General features: G+C 53.1%; 19 protein-coding genes. 15 read left to right on the forward strand and 4 right to left on the reverse strand.

The window, feature by feature from the left end; translation table 11 throughout:
- The 4 genes from rng to fucR all read left to right on the forward strand — a co-directional run bounded on the left by rng (nucleotide 1) and on the right by fucR (nucleotide 7685).
- Nucleotides 1-1470: a ribonuclease G gene (rng, locus tag ACSIPU_RS28235; protein WP_004106246.1), complete on the forward strand. Its 1470-nt coding sequence runs from the start codon at nucleotides 1-3 to the stop codon at nucleotides 1468-1470.
- Nucleotides 1471-1548: 78 nt separating this feature from the next.
- Complete coding sequence (yhdP, locus tag ACSIPU_RS28240) at nucleotides 1549-5346, forward strand: AsmA2 domain-containing protein YhdP (RefSeq protein WP_004106244.1); 3798 nt, start codon at nucleotides 1549-1551, stop codon at nucleotides 5344-5346.
- Between the two features lie 88 nt (nucleotides 5347-5434).
- Nucleotides 5435-6880: a metalloprotease TldD gene (gene tldD / locus ACSIPU_RS28245; RefSeq protein ID WP_016808194.1), complete on the forward strand. Its 1446-nt coding sequence runs from the start codon at nucleotides 5435-5437 to the stop codon at nucleotides 6878-6880.
- Nucleotides 6881-6938: 58 nt separating this feature from the next.
- On the forward strand, nucleotides 6939-7685 hold the full coding sequence (fucR, locus tag ACSIPU_RS28250; protein WP_017145338.1) for an L-fucose operon activator: 747 nt from the start codon (nucleotides 6939-6941) through the stop codon (nucleotides 7683-7685).
- On the opposite strand, the gene aaeR is transcribed toward fucR, so the two are convergent.
- Nucleotides 7682-8611, reverse strand: coding sequence for an HTH-type transcriptional activator AaeR (gene aaeR, locus ACSIPU_RS28255; protein WP_004106239.1), 930 nt, complete (start codon nucleotides 8609-8611; stop codon nucleotides 7682-7684). The genes fucR and aaeR overlap by 4 nt on opposite strands.
- Before the next feature lie 131 nt (nucleotides 8612-8742).
- On the opposite strand from aaeR, the gene aaeX reads away from it, so the two are divergent.
- From aaeX to ACSIPU_RS28275, 4 genes are all read left to right on the forward strand, one after another.
- Nucleotides 8743-8946, forward strand: coding sequence for a p-hydroxybenzoic acid efflux pump operon protein AaeX (gene aaeX, locus ACSIPU_RS28260; RefSeq protein WP_004106237.1), 204 nt, complete (start codon nucleotides 8743-8745; stop codon nucleotides 8944-8946).
- Nucleotides 8947-8953: 7 nt separating this feature from the next.
- Nucleotides 8954-9886, forward strand: a complete 933-nt coding sequence (gene aaeA / locus ACSIPU_RS28265) for a p-hydroxybenzoic acid efflux pump subunit AaeA (RefSeq protein ID WP_004106235.1) — start codon at nucleotides 8954-8956, stop codon at nucleotides 9884-9886.
- A 5-nt stretch (nucleotides 9887-9891) separates the two neighbouring features.
- Complete coding sequence (gene aaeB / locus ACSIPU_RS28270) at nucleotides 9892-11859, forward strand: p-hydroxybenzoic acid efflux pump subunit AaeB (protein WP_016808196.1); 1968 nt, start codon at nucleotides 9892-9894, stop codon at nucleotides 11857-11859.
- A gap of 139 nt (nucleotides 11860-11998) precedes the next feature.
- Entirely contained in the window at nucleotides 11999-12277 is a 279-nt protein-coding gene (locus tag ACSIPU_RS28275; protein ID WP_004106231.1) for a barstar family protein, read from the forward strand.
- Nucleotides 12278-12327: 50 nt separating this feature from the next.
- On the opposite strand, the gene yhcN-B is transcribed toward ACSIPU_RS28275, so the two are convergent.
- The 3 genes from yhcN-B to argR form a co-directional block, all read right to left on the reverse strand.
- The gene (gene yhcN-B, locus ACSIPU_RS28280) at nucleotides 12328-12594 is read right to left on the reverse strand and encodes a DUF1471 family stress response protein YhcN-B (protein WP_004106229.1); all 267 of its coding nucleotides are present in this window, start codon (nucleotides 12592-12594) and stop codon (nucleotides 12328-12330) included.
- Between the two features lie 102 nt (nucleotides 12595-12696).
- Nucleotides 12697-12960: a peroxide/acid stress response protein YhcN gene (yhcN, locus tag ACSIPU_RS28285; protein ID WP_004106226.1), complete on the reverse strand. Its 264-nt coding sequence runs from the start codon at nucleotides 12958-12960 to the stop codon at nucleotides 12697-12699.
- A 354-nt stretch (nucleotides 12961-13314) separates the two neighbouring features.
- Entirely contained in the window at nucleotides 13315-13785 is a 471-nt protein-coding gene (gene argR / locus ACSIPU_RS28290; RefSeq protein ID WP_004106225.1) for a transcriptional regulator ArgR, read from the reverse strand.
- 411 nt (nucleotides 13786-14196) lie between these two features.
- Here argR and mdh point away from each other — a divergent pair, with 411 nt between their 5' ends.
- The 7 genes from mdh to ACSIPU_RS28325 all read left to right on the forward strand — a co-directional run bounded on the left by mdh (nucleotide 14197) and on the right by ACSIPU_RS28325 (nucleotide 20106).
- A complete protein-coding gene (mdh, locus tag ACSIPU_RS28295) occupies nucleotides 14197-15135 on the forward strand; it encodes a malate dehydrogenase (protein WP_004106224.1) in 939 nt (312 codons plus the stop codon).
- Between the two features lie 132 nt (nucleotides 15136-15267).
- Entirely contained in the window at nucleotides 15268-15912 is a 645-nt protein-coding gene (locus ACSIPU_RS28300) for a GntR family transcriptional regulator (RefSeq protein ID WP_004106223.1), read from the forward strand.
- On the forward strand, nucleotides 15884-16549 hold the full coding sequence (locus ACSIPU_RS28305; protein ID WP_049593656.1) for a GntR family transcriptional regulator: 666 nt from the start codon (nucleotides 15884-15886) through the stop codon (nucleotides 16547-16549). The genes ACSIPU_RS28300 and ACSIPU_RS28305 overlap by 29 nt, the downstream gene beginning before the upstream one ends.
- Before the next feature lie 211 nt (nucleotides 16550-16760).
- A complete protein-coding gene (locus tag ACSIPU_RS28310) occupies nucleotides 16761-18029 on the forward strand; it encodes an SLC13 family permease (protein ID WP_004106221.1) in 1269 nt (422 codons plus the stop codon).
- 32 nt (nucleotides 18030-18061) lie between these two features.
- Nucleotides 18062-18961 carry a L(+)-tartrate dehydratase subunit alpha gene (ttdA, locus tag ACSIPU_RS28315; RefSeq protein ID WP_004106220.1) on the forward strand — a complete coding sequence of 300 codons (900 nt, stop codon included), beginning with the start codon at nucleotides 18062-18064 and terminating at the stop codon, nucleotides 18959-18961.
- Entirely contained in the window at nucleotides 18961-19578 is a 618-nt protein-coding gene (gene ttdB, locus ACSIPU_RS28320) for a L(+)-tartrate dehydratase subunit beta (RefSeq protein WP_004106218.1), read from the forward strand. Before ttdA ends, ttdB begins: the two co-directional genes overlap by 1 nt.
- Before the next feature lie 273 nt (nucleotides 19579-19851).
- Nucleotides 19852-20106, forward strand: a complete 255-nt coding sequence (locus ACSIPU_RS28325; protein WP_004106216.1) for an oxaloacetate decarboxylase subunit gamma — start codon at nucleotides 19852-19854, stop codon at nucleotides 20104-20106.
- The last annotated feature ends 74 nt before the right edge of the window (nucleotides 20107-20180 follow it).

The following is a 20180-nucleotide window of genomic DNA, read 5'->3' on the forward strand; positions in this document are numbered from 1 at the left end:
ATGACTGCTGAATTATTAGTTAACGTAACGCCATCGGAAACGCGCGTCGCTTATATTGATGGCGGTATTCTTCAGGAAATTCATATTGAGCGTGAAGCGCGACGCGGAATAGTAGGCAATATCTACAAAGGTCGTGTCAGTCGGGTGCTGCCGGGAATGCAGGCGGCTTTTGTAGATATTGGCCTCGATAAAGCCGCGTTTCTGCACGCTTCCGATATTATGCCGCACACCGAATGCGTGGCAGGCGAAGAGCAAAAACAGTTCACCGTTCGCGATATTTCCGAACTGGTGCGCCAGGGGCAGGATTTAATGGTGCAGGTGGTGAAAGACCCGCTGGGTACCAAAGGCGCCCGTCTCACCACCGATATCACCATTCCTTCTCGCTATCTGGTCTTTATGCCAGGCGCTTCGCACGTCGGCGTCTCTCAGCGTATTGAAAGCGAAGCGGAACGTGAGCGCCTGAAAAAAGTGGTGTCTGAATACTGTGACGAACAGGGCGGTTTCATTATTCGTACCGCGGCTGAAGGGGTACATGAGCAGGAGATGGCCGCAGATGCCGCCTACCTCAAGCGCGTCTGGACAAAAGTCATGGAGCGCAAAAAGCGCCAGCAGACGCGTTATCAACTGTACGGTGAACTGGCCCTGGCGCAGCGCGTGCTACGTGATTTCGCCGATGCGCATCTTGACCGTATTCGCGTAGACTCCCGTCTGACCTACGAATCGCTGCTTGAGTTTACCGCCGAATATATTCCGGAGATGACCAGCAAGCTGGAGCACTACAGCGGCCGCCAGCCGATTTTCGATCTCTTTGACGTGGAAAACGAAATCCAGCGCGCGCTGGAGCGTAAAGTTGAACTGAAATCAGGCGGTTATCTGATCATCGACCAGACGGAAGCGATGACTACCGTCGATATCAATACCGGAGCATTCGTCGGTCACCGTAATCTTGACGATACTATTTTTAATACCAATATTGAGGCGACCCAGGCCATTGCCCGTCAGCTGCGTCTGCGCAATCTTGGCGGTATTATCATCATTGATTTCATTGATATGAATAATGAGGATCACCGTCGGCGGGTGCTGCATTCGCTGGAACAGGCGCTGAGCAAGGATCGGGTAAAAACCAGCATAAACGGCTTCTCTCAGCTTGGGCTGGTGGAGATGACCCGCAAGCGCACCCGCGAAAGTGTGGAGCACGTGCTGTGCAATGAGTGCCCGACCTGCCACGGCCGCGGCACGGTGAAAACGGTAGAAACGGTGTGCTACGAAATCATGCGTGAAATCGTGCGCGTACACCACGCCTACGATTCCGACCGATTCCTGGTCTATGCTTCTCCTGCGGTAGCGGAAACTCTGAAAGGGGAAGAGTCGCATGCGCTGGCGGAAGTCGAGATCTTTGTCGGTAAGCAGGTCAAAGTACAAATTGAACCGCTCTATAATCAAGAGCAGTTTGATGTAGTTATGATGTAATCATCCGTTTTGCCTGGCTCACTTCAGGACAGGGGCAGGTAAAAGGATGGCGCGTAAAAGGCTGACAAGGAGAGATGCGTGAGGCGACTGCCCGGGATTTTACTGCTCACCGCGGCAACAGTGATTGTTGTCGTCGCACTGCTGGTGAGCGGTCTGCGTCTCGTACTGCCGCAGTTGAACAGTTGGCGTCCGCAGGTGCTGGAAAAAGTATCGGCGATGGCCGGCGTACCGGTCGATGCCTCACAAATTACCGCCAGCTGGCAGACGTTTGGCCCGACGCTTGATGTCCGTGATATCAAGGCAGGCCTGAGCGACGGCGGTGAGCTTTCCGTCAAACGCGTCACTCTGGCGCTCGACGTATGGCAAAGTCTGCTGCATATGCGCTGGCAGTTTCGCGACCTGACCTTCTGGCAGCTACAGGTTCATACCAACACGCCGATCCAAACCAATAACAGCGGCGAAGGTCTGAAAACTGACCGCATCAGCGATCTTTTCCTCCGCCAGTTCGATCACTTTACCCTTCGCGATAGTCATCTGAGCTTCCTGACGATTTCCGGTCAGCGGGCAGAACTTACGATTCCGCAGCTTACCTGGCTGAACGGTAAAAATCGCCATCGCGCGGAAGGACAGCTTAGCCTCAGCAGCCTGACCGGCCAGCATGGCGTGATGCAGGTGCGAATGGATCTGCGCGACGAAGACGGTTTGCTCAATAAGGGGCGTGTCTGGCTTCAGGCCGATGATATCGACGTTAAGCCCTGGCTTGGACGCTGGATGCAGGACAACATCGCCCTACAGAGCGCGAAGTTTAGCCTGGAAGGCTGGATGACTATCGATAAAGGCGATGTCGCCAGTGGCGATGTGTGGCTGAAAAAAGGCGGCGCCAGCTGGCAGGGCGATAAAGATAAGCATCATCTGTCGGTCGATAATCTGACCGCGCACATCTATCGCGATAACCACAGCTGGGGCTTTCGCATCCCGGACACGCGTATCTCCATGGATGATAAACCCTGGCCGCGCGGCGCGCTGGCGATGGCGTGGATACCTGCCCAGGATGTCGGCGGAACAAATGCTCAACGCAGCGATGAGCTGCGCATACGCGCCAGCAACCTTAATCTTAGCGGCCTGACCGGGCTGCAGCCGATGGCGGATAAACTGGCGCCGTCGCTGGGTGAAATCTGGCGTACAACGCAGCCGGATGGCAAGATCAATCTTCTGGCGCTCGATATTCCTCTCCAGATGGCGGAGAAAACGCGTTTCAAAGCGGACTGGAGCGACATGTCCTGGAAGCAGTGGAAGCTGTTGCCCGGCGCGGAGCATTTTTCCGGCAGCATTGCCGGGAGCGTGGAGAACGGTATCCTGCATGCCAGCATAAAGCAGGCAAAAATGCCTTATGAGACGGTATTTCGCGCGCCGCTGGAGATCGCTAAAGGCGATGCGACGCTCAGTTGGATAAAGAACGACAAAGGTTTTATGCTCGACGGTCGCGATATTGACGTGCAGGCTACCGGCGTTCGCGCCCGCGGCGGCTTCCGCTATCTGCAACCGCAGGGTGATGAACCCTGGCTCGGTATTCTGGCCGGTATCAGTACCAATGATGGCGGTCAGGCATGGCGCTACTTCCCTGAAAATCTGATGGGTAAAGAGCTGGTGGATTATCTTAGCGGGGCGATTAAAGGCGGCCAGGCCACCGACGCCACGCTGGCTTACGGCGGTAATCCCCATCTGTTCCCTTACAAGCACAATGAAGGTCAGTTTCAGGTCTCGGTACCGCTAAAAAACGCCACCTTCGCCTTTCAGCCTGACTGGCCAGCGCTCACCGGCCTGAATATCGATCTTAACTTTATCAATGACGGGCTGTGGATGAAGGCCGATAAGGCGATGCTCGGCAAAGTGACGGCCAGTAATCTGGACGCGGTGATACCGGACTACTCGCGAGAAAAACTGCTGATTGATGCCGATGTTAACGGCCCGGGTAAAGAGGTTGGTCCTTACTTTAACGAGACGCCGTTGAAAGAGACGCTGGGCGCGGCGCTGGACGAGCTTCAGTTGGATGGGGATGTGAGCGCTCGCTTACATTTGAACATCCCGCTGGACGGCGAGATGACCACCGCCAAAGGCGACGTCCAGCTGAAGAATAATAGTCTGTTTATCAAGCCTATCGATACCACGCTGCAAAACCTGAGCGGTAAATTCAGCTTTGTAAACGGCGATCTGAAAAGCGAACCGATGAGCGCGACCTGGTTTAATCAGCCGCTGAACGTTGATTTCTCGACCACCGAGGGCGAGAAAGCGTTCCTGGTTAACGTCGGGATGAACGCCAACTGGGAGCCTGCGCGTACCGGTCTGTTGCCGAAAGCGCTGGAGAACAGCCTGAGCGGCAGCGTGCCCTGGGACGGTAAAGTGGCGATTGAGCTTCCGTACCGCGGCAGCGCAAATTATAAAGTCGATATTAACGGTGAGCTGAAAAACGTAAGTAGTCACTTACCTGCTCCGGTTGATAAGCAGGCCGGTGAGCCTTTACCGGTAAAAATTAAGGTTGATGGCGGATTAAGCAGCTTTAATTTGACCGGCTCCATGGGGACGAAGAATCACATTAATAGCCGCTGGCTGCTGGGCAATAAGCTCACACTAGATCGCGCGATTTTAACTTCTGACAGTAAAGCCGTATCTCCGCTGCCTGCGCAGTCAGGCGTCGAGCTGAATATGCCGCCGATGGATGGCGCGCAGTGGCTGGCGCTGTTCCAGCGCGGTGCGGCAACTGACGTCAGCAGTAGTATTGTCTTCCCGCAGCAGGTCACGCTGCGTACGCCGACGTTAACGATGGCGGGTCAGAGCTGGAATAACGTCAGCCTGGTCTCCCGGCCCGATGCAGGTGGAACGAAGATTGAAGCTCAGGGGCGTGAAGTCAACGCTACCCTGACGATGCGCAAAAATGCCCCGTGGCTGGCGGCCATTCGCTACCTCTATTACAACCCAACTTCGGCGAAAAGCAGCGGGACGGAAAATAGCAGCGCTCCGCTGACCGAGACAAAAGTAGATTTCCACGGCTGGCCCGATCTCCAGCTTCGCTGCGCAGAGTGCTGGCTGTGGGGGCAAAAATATGGTCGTATCGACGGCGATTTTACGATCAGCGGCGATACCCTGACCCTGGCGAACGGGCTGGTGGATACCGGTTTTGGCCGTCTGACGAGCGATGGCGTATGGGTTAGCGCCCCGAGCGGCGTACGGACCTCATTAAAAGGTAAGCTGCACGGGAATAAAACCGATGATTTTGTAAACTTCTTCGGCGTGTCCACACCGGTAAAAGGATCGTCGTTCGATATTGATTACGATCTACACTGGCGCGCGCCGCCGTGGCAGCCGGACGTTGCTTCGCTTAACGGCATTCTTAAAAGCCGTCTCGGGAAGGGAGAGTTTACCGATATCAGCACCGGACACGCCGGCCAGCTTCTGCGCCTGCTGAGCGTTGATGCGCTGCTGCGCAAGCTGCGCTTCGACTTTAGCGATACGTTCAGCGAAGGGTTCTACTTCGATTCGATTCGCAGCACGGCATGGATTAAAGACGGCGTTCTGCATACCGATGATACCCTGGTCGATGGTCTGGAAGCGGATATCGCAATGAAAGGCTCGGTGGATCTTGTTCGCCGCCAGCTGGATATGCAGGCCGTGGTTGCGCCGGAAATCTCCGCGACCGTAGGCGTTGCGGCGGCCTTTGCCGTTAACCCGATAATCGGTGCTGCGGTCTTTGCCGCCAGTAAGGTGCTGGGACCGCTATGGAATAAGGTCTCTATTTTGCGCTATCGCATCACCGGTCCTATCGATCAGCCGCAAATTAACGAAGTGCTGCGCCAGGCGCGGAGCGACAAAAAGCAATGATTTGACGATTGCGGGGAATTACCGCACTCTCAATAGATAGCGTTTTTTATTTCCGCCCGAGAGGCGGCAACAAACGAGTAGCATAACGATGAGTCTGAACCTGGTAAGTGAACAATTACTGTCGGCAAACGGCCTGAATCATCAGGATCTGTTTACCATTCTTGGCCAGCTGGCCGAGCGTCGTCTGGATTACGGCGATCTCTATTTTCAGTCGAGCTATCACGAGTCCTGGGTTCTGGAAGACAGCATCATAAAAGATGGTTCGTACAATATCGACCAGGGCGTCGGCGTTCGCGCGGTGAGCGGGGAAAAAACCGGCTTTGCGTACGCTGATCAGATTAGCCGGCTGGCGCTGGAACAGAGCGCGCAGGCGGCACGCACCATCGTGCGCGATCGCGGTGATGGTAAAGTTCATACCCTTGGAGCGGTGGAGTACAGCTCCCTCTATACCAGCATTGACCCGCTGCAGAGCATGAGCCGCGAAGAGAAGCTGGATATTCTGCGCCGGGTCGATAAAACCGCCCGCGCGGCCGATAAACGCGTGCAGGAAGTGTCCGCCAGTCTGACCGGTGTCTATGAGTTAATTCTTGTTGCCGCCACCGACGGCACGCTAGCGGCTGACGTTCGTCCGCTGGTTCGTCTTTCCGTCAGCGTGCTGGTGGAAGAAAACGGCAAACGCGAGCGCGGCGCCAGCGGCGGCGGCGGCCGCTTTGGCTACGACTATTTCCTGGCCTCGCTGGAGGGAGAAGTGCGCGCTGATGTTTGGGCGAGAGAAGCCGTGCGTATGGCGCTGGTCAACCTGACCGCCGTCGCAGCGCCTGCCGGGATGTTGCCGGTTGTTCTGGGTGCTGGCTGGCCTGGCGTGCTGCTGCATGAAGCCGTTGGTCACGGCCTGGAAGGCGATTTTAACCGTCGCGGAACCTCGGTGTTCAGCGGTCATATGGGGGAACTGGTGGCCTCTGAGCTATGTACCGTTGTGGATGACGGCACCATGGCCAACCGTCGCGGCTCCGTCGCCATTGACGATGAAGGTACGCCTGGGCAGTATAACGTGCTGATCGAAAACGGGATTCTGAAAGGTTATATGCAGGACAAGCTCAACGCCAGGCTGATGGGCGTGGCGCCAACCGGTAACGGTCGCCGCGAATCCTACGCGCATCTGCCTATGCCGCGTATGACCAACACCTACATGCTGGCGGGTAAATCCACGCCGCAGGAAATTATCGCATCGGTCGATTACGGTATCTATGCGCCGAACTTCGGCGGCGGTCAGGTAGATATCACTTCCGGGAAATTCGTTTTCTCTACCTCGGAAGCCTACCTGATTGAGAAAGGGAAAGTGACCAAAGCGGTGAAGGGGGCAACGCTTATCGGCTCCGGCATTGAAGCGATGCAGCAGATTTCGATGGTGGGGAACGATCTGAAGCTGGATAGCGGCGTCGGCGTTTGCGGTAAAGAGGGCCAGAGCGTGCCGGTTGGCGTCGGTCAGCCCACGCTGAAAGTGGATAAACTCACCGTCGGCGGTACCGCCTGATCCCTCATCATGCGCTTTCGCATTCCGCGAAAGCGCAAATTACCTCCGCGGGGTCGCGATGAAAGCCGCGCGTCAGCAGCAGATAGTTGAGTTACTCAATCAGCATCACACTTTAACCACCGAAGCGTTGTCCCATCTTCTGCAGGTCAGCATTGAGACCATTCGCCGCGATTTGAGTGAGCTACAGAGGCAGGGGAGCATTCAGCGTAGTCACGGGCGGGCGCGAGTTCTTCAACGCGATAATCATCACGGCGAGAAGCCTTTTCATCGTCGCGTGAAAAGCCACTATGCCCATAAATCCGATATTGCGCGTACGGCGCTGGCGTGGATTGATGCAGGCATGACGATCGCGCTGGATGCCAGCTCAACCTGTTGGTTTCTGGCGCGTCAGCTGCCGGATATTAACCTGACGGTATTTACCAATAGCCACCCGGTCTGCGTTGAACTTGGCCGCCGCGAGCGGCTCCAGTTAATTAGCGCCGGTGGTCAGCTTCTGCGTCAATATGGCTATTACGTTAACCCCGCGCTGTTATCGCAGGTCAAATCGCTGGAGATCGATCTGTTTATTTTTTCCTGCGAAGGGATCGATAACGATGGCGTACTCTGGGATTCCAGCGTTAACAATGCCGCGTACAAATCCTTGCTCCTGAAACGGGCGGCGCAGTCGCTATTGCTTATCGACAAAAGTAAATTTCATCGTGCCGGCGAGGTGCGCATCGGAAATCTCAGCGAAGTGACGCAAATCATTTCCGATGCCGGACCTGATAATGAGTTAATGCCCTCTTTGGCTGATTTGGACGGCTAGCGGGCAATTCCCCGACCGTGCATGCCCTGATAAATTTTTGCCACCCCGACGAAATACTCCGTCAGATAATTAATGCATACCTGTACTTTCAGAGGCAGCTTATCTTTCTCGGTATACAGCGCGTAAACCGGGCGCGGATCGGACTGGTAGCTCGGCAGCAGGATCTCCAGTTCGCCGCGGTTGATCTCGTCGATCGCCCACATCAGCGGAACATAAGCCACGCCGACGCCTGCCGTCAGCCAGCGGACCAGCGTCATTGGATCGTTAGTGACAAATCGGCCCTGAGGGATCAGTTTGGTTGAGATCCCTTCCGGGGCGATGATTTCAAATTCGTTATCCGGCCGGACGCTGTATTCCAGCCAGGAGTGGCTGGCGAGATCTGCTGGTTTTTCCGGACATCCGGCATGCTGGAGATAGCTTTTCGCCGCGCACAGCACCATCGGCATCGAACCCAGGCGGCGGGAAAAGAGGCTGGAATCCTGCAGCGCCCCCACGCGAATAACCACATCCAGACCGTCCGCAATCAGGTCCGGAGCGGGGATGCCCGTGACCAGATTTATCGATAGTCCGGGGTGCTCTTTAAGCATGTCCGCCGTTATGCGCGCCAGGACATTCTGTGCCATAGTTGAAGAACAGCCGATGCGCAGGGTACCGATGGGCGTATTGTTAAACGCGTACAACTGTTCATGGACATCCTGGACTTCGAACAGCATTCGCCGACAGCCCTGATAGTAGATTTTTCCCGCTTCTGTTAAGCCAAGGCTACGCGTACTGCGGTTGAGCAGCTTAACCTGCAGCTCATCTTCCAGTTTGGCTACCGTCTGGCTGATGGAAGAAACGCTCATCTGGAGCTGGCGAGCCGCGGCGGTAAATGACCCTAATTCGACCACTCTGGCAAAAACGGACATGCGTTTTAATCGTTCCATTATTCACTCTGGCTTAAAAGTGATTTAGATCACACATTGTAGATAAGGCTGCAATTGTTACGGTACTATATAGTTAGCTAAATAATAAACGCATTGCGCATATCACCTGCACGCTTCTTATCAAGGTCATCATGAGTCTGTTTCCTGTCATTGTGATTTTCGGCTTGTCATTTCCGCCGATCTTCTTTGAGTTGCTGTTGTCGCTCGCCGTCTTCTGGCTGGTGCACCGCCTGCTGGTTCCAACGGGCATCTATGATTTTGTCTGGCACCCGGCCCTGTTCAATACCGCGCTATATTGCTGCTTGTTTTATCTGATATCACGTTTGTTCGTTTGAGGTTGATGTGAAAACACTAACAAGAAATATCCTCCGTACCGCAATCACTGTGATACTGGTTATCCTTGCATTTATGGCGATTTTTCGCGCATGGGTGTACTACACCGCATCGCCCTGGACGCGCGATGCGCGCTTTAGTGCGGATATTGTAGCCATTGCTCCCGATGTTTCCGGCCTGATTTCGCAGGTGAATATCAAGGATAACCAACTGGTTAAGAAAGACCAGGTTTTGTTCGTCATTGACCAACCGCGTTACCAGAAAGCGTTAGCAGAGGCCGAAGCCGATGTCTCCTATTACCAGACTCTGGCGCAGGAGAAGCGCGTGGAAGCCGGTCGTCGTAACCGTCTTGGCGTCCAGGCCATGTCCCGGGAAGAGATAGACCAGGCGAATAACGTCCTGCAAACCGTTGAACATCAATTAGCCAAAGCGACGGCGAGTCGCGATCTGGCGAAGCTTGACCTTGAACGGACGGTGATTCGCGCTCCGGCCGATGGCTGGGTGACCAACCTGAACGTGTACCGCGGCGAGTTTATCACCCGAGGTTCCACCGCGGTTGCGCTGGTGAAGCAAAATACCTTCTATGTCATGGCCTATCTTGAAGAGACCAAGCTTGAAGGCGTGCGCCCCGGGTTTCGTGCTGAAATTACCCCTCTGGGAAGCGTACATACCCTCAGGGGGACCGTCGACAGCATCGCTGCTGGCGTCACCAATGCCAGCAGCAGCAGCGATTCAAAAGGGCTGGCCTCTATTGATTCTAATCTTGAGTGGGTGCGCCTGGCGCAGCGGGTACCGGTACGTATTCGCCTTGATCAGCAGCAGGGCAATCTCTGGCCAGCGGGCACCACGGCGACGGTGGTGATCACGGGTAAAGAGGATCGCGATACCAGTCAGGCAAACTTCTTCCAGAAACTGGCGATGCGCCTGCGTGAGTTCGGTTAATCGCCATGGGGATCTTCACCATCGAACTCCGGCATCTCCGCTTCGCCGTTAAGTTAGCCTGCGCGGTGGTGCTGGCGTTATTCGTCGGTTTTCATTTTCAGCTGGAAACTCCGCGCTGGGCGGTGCTTACTGCAGCGATCGTTGCTGCCGGTCCGGCATTTGCCGCAGGCGGGGAGCCTTACTCCGGCGCCATTCGCTATCGCGGGATGCTGCGTATCGTCGGCACCTTTATCGGCTGTATCGCCGCATTGGCGATTATCATCCTGATGATCCGCGCCCCGCTGTTGATGGTACTGGTCTGCTGCCTGTGGGCGGGCTTCTGTACCTGGATCTCCTCGCTGGTGCGGGTTGAGAACTCCTATGCGTGGGGTCTGGCGGGTTATACCGCGCTCATCATTATTATCACTATTCACGAAGAGCCGATGCTGGCGCCGCAGTTCGCCGTCGAACGATGCAGTGAGATTGTCATCGGTATCGTCAGCGCCATTGTGGCCGATCTGCTGTTTTCTCCGCGATCGATAAAAAAAGAGATCGATCTTGAGCTGGATAACCTGCTGATCGATCAATATCGCCTGATGCAGCTTTGCGTGGCCCATGGCGATAAAGATGAGGTCGATAAGGCCTGGAGCGCCCTGGTACGCCGTACCAACGGGCTGGAGGGGATGCGCGCCAACCTGATCATGGAGTCTTCGCGCTGGGCTAAAGTGAATCAACGCCTGAAGGCGATCAACACCCTCTCTTTGACCCTGATTACTCAGGCCTGTGAAACCTTTCTGATTCAGAACACCCGGCCTGAGATAGTGACGGATGATTATCGGGAGCTCTTTGCTGAACCGGTTGAGACCGTGCAGGACGTGCACCGTCAGCTAAAACGTATGCGCCGCTTTTTGACCTGGAAGGGGGAGCATAATACGCCGGTGACGATCTACAGCTGGGTAGGTGCTGCGACGCGCTATCTGCTTTTGAAGCGGGGCGTGGTCGGCAATACCAAAATCAGCCGTATTGAAGAGGAAGTACTGCAGGGCGAAGTGGTGGTGAAGGTGGAATCCGCCGAGCGCCATCATGCGATGGTGAACTTTTGGCGAACTTCCATCTCTTGTATCCTCGGTACGTTGTTCTGGCTATGGACCGGCTGGACTTCGGGAAGCGGGGCGATGGTGATGATTGCGGTTGTTACGGCCCTGGCGATGCGTTTGCCAAATCCGCGGATGGTGGCTATTGATTTCCTTTATGGCACGCTGGCGGCTTTACCTCTGGGCGCGCTGTTTTTCCTGGTGATTATGCCTGCGACGCAGCAAAGTATGCTGCTGCTGTGCATTAGCCTTGCGGTGATGGCATTTTTTATCGGCATCGAGGTACAGAAGCGGCGCCTGGGGTCGTTGGGCGCGCTGGCCAGCACGATTAATATCCTGGTGCTCGACAACCCGATGAAGTTTGAATTCAACCAGTTTCTTGATAGCGCCTTAGGTCAGATCGTAGGATGCTTCCTCGCGCTGATGGTGATCCTGCTGGTGCGTGATAACTCCCAGGCTCGCACCGGACGCGTGCTGCTTAACCAGTTTGTCTCGGCAGCGGTATCATCGTTGACCACCAATACGGCGCGACGTAAAGAGAACCATTTGCCCGCTCTGTATCGTCAGCTTTTTTTATTGCTGAATAAGTTTCCTGGCGATATCGCGCGCTTTCGTCTGGCATTAACCCTGATTATTGCCCATCAGCGGCTGCGCGATGCACCGGTACCGATAAACGACGATCTGTCCGCCTTTCACCGGCAGCTGCGTCGCACGGCGGATCGCGTCATTTCCGCGAAGAGCGATGATAAGCGTCGCTACTATTTTGCCCGTTTGCTTGATGAACTGGATATCTATCAGCAAAAATTACAGCACTGGGAAGCCTCTTCCCAGGTGACCGAGCCGGTACGAAGGCTGGTGGATATGCTGCATAAGTATCAGCACGTACTCACCAACAGCTAGCATCCATAACCGACGCCTGAAGCGTCGGTTTTTTTATCGCTATACTTAATCGTCAGAAAACGAATTCCTCCAGCAGAGTGGGACGATACGCCGGAATATCGGGCTAAGACGAGCTGCAGGTGTGGACAGGATGCGGGCAATGACGACTACCTATACCTTTGATTTTGACGAAATAGCTGAGCAGCAGGATTTTTATCGCGAGTTTTCACGTACTTTTCACTTAGAGCGTGAGAAAGTGAACAACCTTGATTCATTATGGGATGCGGTGATCGCCGGGTTGCTGCCGCTACCGCTGGAGATTGAGTTTATTCATTTAAGCGATAATCAGCGACGCCGATTCGGCGCATTAATTCTGCTTTTTGATGAGGCGGAAGAGGAGCTGGAAGGAGAGCTTCGTTTTAATGTGCGGCATTCATAAAAAAGCCCCCGACAGAGCGGGGGCAAGTCGTCGGATAAGACGACGAGGGTTTATTTGTACAGTTCAGCCGTAGCGTGCCAGTTATCGCCGGTACGGGCTTCAATGATGCGGTAGCTGCTGGCGCCTTCTTTTTCAGCTTTAGCCGCCAGCTCCTGACGCATATCCATCGGTGCGCTGCCTACCTGAGAAACGGAAACGGTGCCCATGGACTGTAAATTTTGCGCCTGTTCTGCGTTCACTTGATTAACGGCGGCGTTTGCACCGAAAGAGAGAACGGAAGCCAGACCCAGGGATGCGATGATAATTGCGCTTTTCATAATCTTTTCTCCAACCTTCATATTTTCAGCGGCGGAAAGTTGTAATCAACTTGAGGCCGCTGAAGAGATTCTGTTTAGTTAATGACCGACAATCGTTAAATCTTATTTATACAGTTCAGCCGTTGCGTGCCAGTGGTCACCGGTACGTGCTTCAATAATGCGATAAGAAGAAGCACCTTCTTCCTGCGCTTTTTTGTTCAGCATTTCATGCATATCCATCGGGGAAGAACTTACCGCGCCGACGGAAACGGTGCCGATTGCCTGACGGCCCTGAGCCTGTTCGCTGTTGATAGAGTCAGCGGCAAAGGCGCCAAAGGAGAGAACGGAAAGGATGCTCAATGCTGCTACAGTGGTTTTGATTTTCATGATGTTCACCTCGTCGAATCTTTTTGTTGGGGTCTTTTGTTTCGTGACCCTCATCACAAAATCAAGTATACACTAATAACTGAAAATATTAATACCTTGCTAATTGTTGTTCATGTAAATAATTACAAAGAAACGTCGTTTTTATAACGTATAAGTATTAGAAATGTCATTTTTTCGACATGGATTGCTTTTATAGCTTTTTAAATCATGAAGATAGGATAATTTGATCTTTTGTGCGCTTACGTTAATTTCATCAAGTAAATGAATGTATAGAAGCGGAAAAACACACAAAATGTTAAAGGAATGATAATTTTTTGAAAGGTTCCCCTCTGGCGTTAACCTGAGGGGAGGGGATCAGAGTTCTTGCTCAAACAGAACGAGAATGGCGTCATGCAGCTCTTTAACGGTAAAACCTCTGGCCGGGGTGGTAAAGATGGTGTCATCACCTGCAATACTCCCGAGGATGCCTTCAGCCTTGCCAAGCGAGTCGAGAAGCCGGGCGATAAGCTGTGCCGCGCCAGGGCTGGTGTGAATGACCACGACTGAATCGTTATAATCGATATCCAGCACCAGATTTTTCAGCGGGCTGGAGGTCGTCGGGACGCCAAGCTCGGCGGGCAGGCAGTAAACCATTTCCATTTTGGCGTTGCGCGTGCGTACAGCGCCAAATTTGGTGAGCATACGTGAGACTTTCGATTGGTTGATATTATCGAAGCCTTCTTCCTGTAGTGCCTGGACGATTTCACCTTGAGAGCTGAATTTTTCTTCTTTAAGCAGCGCTTTAAACGCTTTAACCAGTTCTTCTTGTTTTGCCGAACTTCGCATAAGTCACCCAATTATGGTGGTAAAAACAACATCATTATGCATAACAATGCATTTTTATGCAAATAATCCACAGGGGAGAAGCGTAAATAATGTTATGAAGGGCGCATATTTTAGCAAAAAACTCTAATAAGGAACATGCCTTCGTCACGGCGTGTGAGTTGCTACAAAAGTAAATGAAATGTTATTAAATGATGTTGTTCTGCTCAATACGCTGGGTGTATTGTAACCAATAGTCGATCCGGTACTACTTTGCTGGATGGTCAGTCTCAGGGAGGAAAATGCGAAGCTGCTGCATCGCTGCGCACGACCACGCATTCTTCAGCCATACTTATTGTAATTGTTCATCTTGTGAATTAAGGTCCAGGCGACGGAGTAACGAAAGATTATTTTAACCATAATAAGGAGTTTAGGATGAAAGTTGCAGTCCTCGGCGCCGCTGGTGGAATTGGCCAGGCGCTTGCCCTACTACTTAAGACCCAACTGCCTTCAGGTTCAGAACTCTCGTTGTACGACATCGCTCCGGTAACTCCGGGCGTGGCGGTTGATCTTAGCCATATCCCTACCGATGTAAAAATCAAAGGTTTTTCCGGCGAAGACGCCACCCCTGCACTCGAAGGCGCGGATGTGGTGCTGATATCCGCGGGCGTAGCGCGTAAGCCCGGTATGGATCGCTCCGATTTATTTAACGTTAACGCCGGTATTGTGAAAAATCTGGTTCAGCAAATTGCTAAAACCTGCCCGCAGGCCTGCGTCGGGATTATCACCAACCCGGTGAATACCACCGTGGCGATTGCCGCAGAAGTGCTGAAAAAAGCCGGCGTTTACGACAAGAACAAGCTGTTTGGCGTAACCACGCTGGATATTATCCGCTCGAATACCTTTGTGGCGGAACTGAAAGGCAAATCTTCATCCGATGTTGAGGTTCCGGTAATCGGCGGCCACTCAGGCGTAACTATTCTTCCTTTATTATCACAAATTCCAGGCGTGAGCTTCAGCGAGCAGGAAGTGGCGGATCTGACTAAACGTATTCAAAACGCCGGTACTGAAGTCGTTGAAGCCAAAGCTGGCGGCGGCTCAGCAACCCTGTCGATGGGTCAGGCCGCAGCCCGATTTGGTCTCTCTTTAGTTCGCGCCATGCAGGGAGAGAAAGGGGTGGTGGAATGCGCCTACGTGGAAGGTGATGGTCAATATGCCCGTTTCTTCTCTCAGCCGCTACTGCTGGGGAAAAATGGCGTAGAGCAGCGTCAGCCTATTGGCAAACTCAGTGCGTTTGAGCAACAGGCGCTTGAAGGGATGCTGGATACGTTGCAGAAAGATATCGCCCTTGGCGAAGATTTTGTGAATAAATAATCTGGCATAAAAAGAGAAGCCGGGACCTGGGTTCCGGCTTTTTTATGGTTTTCTCCTGCCTCTGAATGACTCACCCGCCTGGTAAATCTGCTAAACTCCCCCGCGTCTTAAGCGGCTACAAATGAGGACATCGTGAAAAAAATTGAAAGAAAGCAGACCAGGGACCACATTACTCAGATGATCCGTTATGAGATCCTTTCCGGTGGGATGAAACCCGGAGAGGAGCTTGCGCAGGAAAGTATTGCGGAACAGCTGGGGCTCTCTCGTATGCCGGTTCGGGAAGCGCTACAGGCCCTTGAGCAGGAAGGGTTTCTGGTGCGCTTGCCAAACCGCCATATGCAGGTCGCGAAGCTGGAGCCTGACCATGTCAGCCACATTTTTCGGGCAATTGCGGTGATGGCCACGGAGCTTTTTTTATTGGTGCCCGCGGCGGCAGGCGAATCGCTCGCTGCGCGCGCGCGCGCGCTGGCGCATCCGGGTGAGCGGTCGCGGGAGTTGGCGTTCCACCAGACGCTAATTTCATATATTGATAACCGCTATCTGCAAAAGATTTATCAGCAGTTTTTGGATGGCTATATCAGCTATGTCATTCTGTATCTGAAAGAGGATAATCAGGAGTCGGCGCAAATACTCAGCTCTCTGATGGACGCTATCCGTCGGGGCGATGGTGATGAGATCGCGCAGGAAACGCAGCGTTATTTCCTCTCTCTGGCAGAAATAATGCGTCAACACATGAAGGATTGGGAAAGTGCAGAAGCCTCGATTAGGGAAAATTAAGCTTCTTTCAGCGAAAGAGCAGGTCGCGGCAGTATTACGTAAAGCTATACTGTCGCGCGATTTAGTTGAAGGGCAAGAAATTACCCTTGAAGGGATCGCCAGCATGGTCGGCGTCTCCAGTATGCCCGTGCGTGAAGCATTTCAGATCCTGGCCGCGGATGGGCTGATTAAAGTCCGGCCCAATAAAGGGGCGGTCGTGCTGGGGATTAACGAACAAACGATTCGCGAGCATTATGAGATTCGCGCGCTGCTGGAGAGTGAAGCGGTCGCTAAAGCCTCTCATCCCGGGACGGATATTTCGCGAATTGCCGAAGTGCACTACTCAGCAGAAAAAGCGCTGGCCGAAAATAACTCGGCTGAATATTCCGACATGAATCAGGCCTTTCATATGGAGATATGGAATGCGGCCGGAAATGCTAAAATGAAGCTCTTGCTCAGCAATATGTGGAACGGGCTGTCGATGGGACATAAGGTCACTGAGGAAGAGTACGCTTCCATTTCGATACGCGAGCACAAGGGCATTTTACAGGCCCTGGAGCTGCATGATGAAGAGCTGGCGCGCCTGCGAATGCGCGAACATATTATCCGTTCGATGGAGAATATGCTGACGCGCTACGTTGACGATCCCGGCGCTTGACGCCCCCCGCCTGTACGATCGCTACAGGCGTCTTACTTATTTATCTGCTCAATTAATTACGCTAAGTGACTGCTTTTGCGATATTTTGATAAAGATCGCACTCCTGACGCTTTCCTGAAAAACGCATTGACTTACTCTTTGCATGGGAATAATTTCCCTCTCGTCAATATTGGATACAATATCATATATCATTGATGGGACAATTATAAATATGGAACCGATTACCATTACTCTATGTTTGCTGGTGTTTGCTATCGCCATGTTCGTGTGGGAGAAAATTCCCCTTGCGGTCACTTCGATGGTGGTTTGCGTAGCGCTGGTTCTCACCGGCGTACTTGACCTCAAACAGGCTTTTGCCGGCTTTATCGACACCAACGTTATTCTTTTCGTCGCTATGTTCATCGTCGGCGGCGCGCTATTTGAAACCGGGATGGCGAATAAAGTTGGCGGCGTGATTACGCACTTCGCCAAAACTGAAAAGCAGCTGATTTTCACGATTATGGTGGTGGTCGGCGTGATGTCCGGCTTTCTTTCAAATACCGGTACTGCCGCAGTATTGATCCCCGTCGTCATCGGCGTGGCGGCGAAATCCGGCTTTACCCGTTCTCGTCTGCTGATGCCGCTGGTTTTTGCCGCAGCGCTTGGCGGCAACCTGTCGCTGATCGGCGCGCCGGGCAATCTGATTGCACAATCGGCGTTGCAGAATATCGGCAGCGGTTTCGGATTTTTTGAATATGCCAAAGTGGGTCTACCGATGCTGGTTTGCGGCATCATTTATTTCCTGACGATTGGCTATAAGTTTCTGCCCAATAACCCGAATAGCAGCGAAGTCGGCAGCATCGGTGAACAGCGCGATTACAGCCACGTTCCGCGCTGGAAGCAGATCCTGTCGCTGGTCGTTTTGATTGCCACGATCCTGGGCATGATTTTCGAAAAACAGACCGGTATTAGCCTGGCGGTAGCGGGCTGTATTGGCGCGCTGGTGCTGGTAGTCACCGGGGTGCTGAGCGAAAAGCAGGCCTATAAAGCCATTGATTCACAAACTATTTTTATCTTCGGCGGCACCCTGGCGTTAGCAAAAGCGCTGGAAATGACCGGTGCCGGAAAGCTGGTTGCCGATCAGGTTATCGGCATGCTGGGGAACAACTCTTCGCCATTCATGCTGCTGGTGGTGGTTTTCGCACTATCCGTCGTTATGACCAACTTTATGTCCAATACTGCGACCGTTGCGCTTTTGGTACCGGTGAGCCTGTCGATTGCTGCCGGTATGGGGGCCGATCCGCGCGCCGTGCTGATGGCCACGGTGATTGGCAGTTCCTGCGCCTATGCCACCCCAATCGGTATGCCTGCCAACATGATGGTGCTGTCGGCGGGTGGATATAAGTTTGTCGACTATGCCAAATCCGGCATCCCTCTGATTATCGTTTCCACTATTGTCAGCCTGATTCTGCTGCCAATCCTTTTCCCGTTTCATCCGTAACTCACGGAAGCTGTTCTGACTAAGGAGCATTTATGAGCAAAAGTGAACAGATATCCCATATGACCAATATTATGGCCAAGTTTGTGGGATACACCGGCAAAGTCTTGCCCGATGACGTCACTGCAAAACTGGAAGATTTGCATAAAAAAGAGACCAGTAAACTGGCCGACGTCATCTTTACGACCATGATTGAGAACCAGCGCCTGGCGAAAGAGCTCGATCGTCCTTCCTGCCAGGATACCGGGGTGATTCAGTTTCTGGTGGAGTGCGGGGCGAACTTCCCGCTGATCGGCGAACTGGAAGCGCTGCTGCGTGAAGCGGTGATCAAGGCGACCGTCGATTCTCCGCTGCGCCATAACAGCGTCGAAACTTTTGATGAATACAATACCGGCAAAAACGTGGGTAAAGGGACGCCGACGGTATTCTGGGAGATTGTCCCGGATTCCGACCAGTGCAGCATTTATACCTATATGGCGGGCGGCGGCTGCTCCCTGCCGGGGAAAGCGATGGTGCTGATGCCGGGCGCGGGTTATGAAGGCGTCACTCGCTTTGTCCTCGATGTGATGACCAGCTATGGCCTGAACGCGTGTCCGCCGCTGCTGGTGGGCGTGGGCGTGGCGACTTCCGTTGAAACGGCGGCGCTGCTGTCGAAAAAAGCGCTGATGCGTCCGATTGGTTCGCATAATGAGAATGAGCGTGCGGCTTCGCTGGAAAAAATGCTTGAAGACGGCATCAATAAAATTGGCCTCGGGCCGCAGGGCATGTCCGGTAATACTTCCGTTATGGGCGTGAATATTGAAAACACCGCGCGCCATCCATCCACCATCGGAGTGGCGGTGAACGTCGGCTGCTGGTCGCACCGTAAAGGGCATATCGTTTTTGATAAAGACTTGAACTACACCATTACGTCTCACAGCGGAGTGAATTTCTGATGACTAAAAAAATTCTTACCACGCCAATTAAAGATGAAGATTTAGCCGATATTAAAGCTGGCGATATTATTTACCTCAATGGCCATATTGTTACCTGTCGCGATGTGGCGCACCGTCGCTTAATTGAAGGTGGCCGCGAATTACCCGTAGACGTTAACGGTGGCGCTATTTTGCACGCTGGTCCAATCGTCCGCCCAATTAAAGGCGAAGACGATAAGTTTGAAATGGTCTCCGTTGGTCCAACCACCAGTATGCGCATGGAAAAATTCGAAAAAGAATTCATTGCCAAAACGGGTGTGAAATTAATCGTTGGTAAAGGCGGAATGGGGAAAGGCACCGAAGAGGGCTGTGCGGAGCATAAAGCGCTGCACTGCGTATTCCCGGCAGGCTGTGCGGTAGTGGCGGCAGTATGCGTGGAAGAGATTGAAGATGCGCAGTGGCGCGATCTGGGAATGCCGGAAACGCTGTGGGTATGCCGGGTGAAAGAGTTTGGCCCGTTAATTGTTTCTATTGATACGCATGGTAATAACCTGTTTGAACAGAACAAAGTTATTTTCAATCAGCGTAAAGAGATTGTCGCTGATGAAATATGCCAGAACGTAAGTTTTATCAAATAATCTGATTTATATCATTCGCACGATAATGATGGCGTTATGTTTATGACGGTAATAAACAGGGACTCTGACCGGGGCGGTTCAGGGAAATCCACCCTTATTATTTTCGTTATATACCCCATGGATTTTGAGTTGCTTTGAGGCGGCAAGAGAGAATCCCAGGAGCTTACTCAAGTAAGTGACTGGGGTGAATGAACCTGGCCAACAAAGAAGCAACTTGAAAGACGACGGGGATAAATAACATCATTATCGTGCCTCCTGCTCGAAGGCTATTCTATGACTGATGCAGCACTGCTATTAGGCGAAGGCTTCACCCTGATGTTCCTCGGCATGGGGTTCGTGCTGGCGTTTCTGTTTCTGCTGATTTTCGCCATTCAGGGCATGTCCGCCGCCGTCAACCGCTTCTTCCCCGAACCGGCTGTCGCGCCGAAGGCGGCACCTGCGCCCGCCGCCGCGCACGCTGACGATTTCGCCCGCTTGAAGCCGGTGATTGCCGCCGCTCTCCACCACCATCGCCGACTTAACCCTTAATTCACGGAGGAATCCATGACCGTTGCCATTACCGATGTCGTCCTGCGCGACGCCCACCAGTCCCTTTTCGCCAC

Source organism: Klebsiella sp. HN106 (assembly GCF_051209435.1).
GTDB classification, from domain to species: Bacteria; Pseudomonadota; Gammaproteobacteria; order Enterobacterales; family Enterobacteriaceae; genus Klebsiella; species Klebsiella oxytoca.

Bases quoted from the DNA above. Each gene is read 5' to 3' on its own strand.
- rng (WP_004106246.1), top strand. From the start codon at position 1: ATGACTGCTGAATTATTAGTTAACGTAACGCCATCGGAAACGCGCGTC.
- tldD (WP_016808194.1), top strand. From the start codon at position 5,435: ATGAGTCTGAACCTGGTAAGTGAACAATTACTGTCGGCAAACGGCCTG.
- fucR (WP_017145338.1), top strand. From the start codon at position 6,939: ATGAAAGCCGCGCGTCAGCAGCAGATAGTTGAGTTACTCAATCAGCAT.
- aaeR (WP_004106239.1), bottom strand. From the start codon at position 8,611: ATGGAACGATTAAAACGCATGTCCGTTTTTGCCAGAGTGGTCGAATTA.
- aaeX (WP_004106237.1), top strand. From the start codon at position 8,743: ATGAGTCTGTTTCCTGTCATTGTGATTTTCGGCTTGTCATTTCCGCCG.
- aaeB (WP_016808196.1), top strand. From the start codon at position 9,892: ATGGGGATCTTCACCATCGAACTCCGGCATCTCCGCTTCGCCGTTAAG.
- ACSIPU_RS28275 (WP_004106231.1), top strand. From the start codon at position 11,999: ATGACGACTACCTATACCTTTGATTTTGACGAAATAGCTGAGCAGCAG.
- yhcN-B (WP_004106229.1), bottom strand. From the start codon at position 12,594: ATGAAAAGCGCAATTATCATCGCATCCCTGGGTCTGGCTTCCGTTCTC.
- yhcN (WP_004106226.1), bottom strand. From the start codon at position 12,960: ATGAAAATCAAAACCACTGTAGCAGCATTGAGCATCCTTTCCGTTCTC.
- argR (WP_004106225.1), bottom strand. From the start codon at position 13,785: ATGCGAAGTTCGGCAAAACAAGAAGAACTGGTTAAAGCGTTTAAAGCG.
- mdh (WP_004106224.1), top strand. From the start codon at position 14,197: ATGAAAGTTGCAGTCCTCGGCGCCGCTGGTGGAATTGGCCAGGCGCTT.
- ACSIPU_RS28310 (WP_004106221.1), top strand. From the start codon at position 16,761: ATGGAACCGATTACCATTACTCTATGTTTGCTGGTGTTTGCTATCGCC.
- ttdA (WP_004106220.1), top strand. From the start codon at position 18,062: ATGAGCAAAAGTGAACAGATATCCCATATGACCAATATTATGGCCAAG.
- ttdB (WP_004106218.1), top strand. From the start codon at position 18,961: ATGACTAAAAAAATTCTTACCACGCCAATTAAAGATGAAGATTTAGCC.
- ACSIPU_RS28325 (WP_004106216.1), top strand. From the start codon at position 19,852: ATGACTGATGCAGCACTGCTATTAGGCGAAGGCTTCACCCTGATGTTC.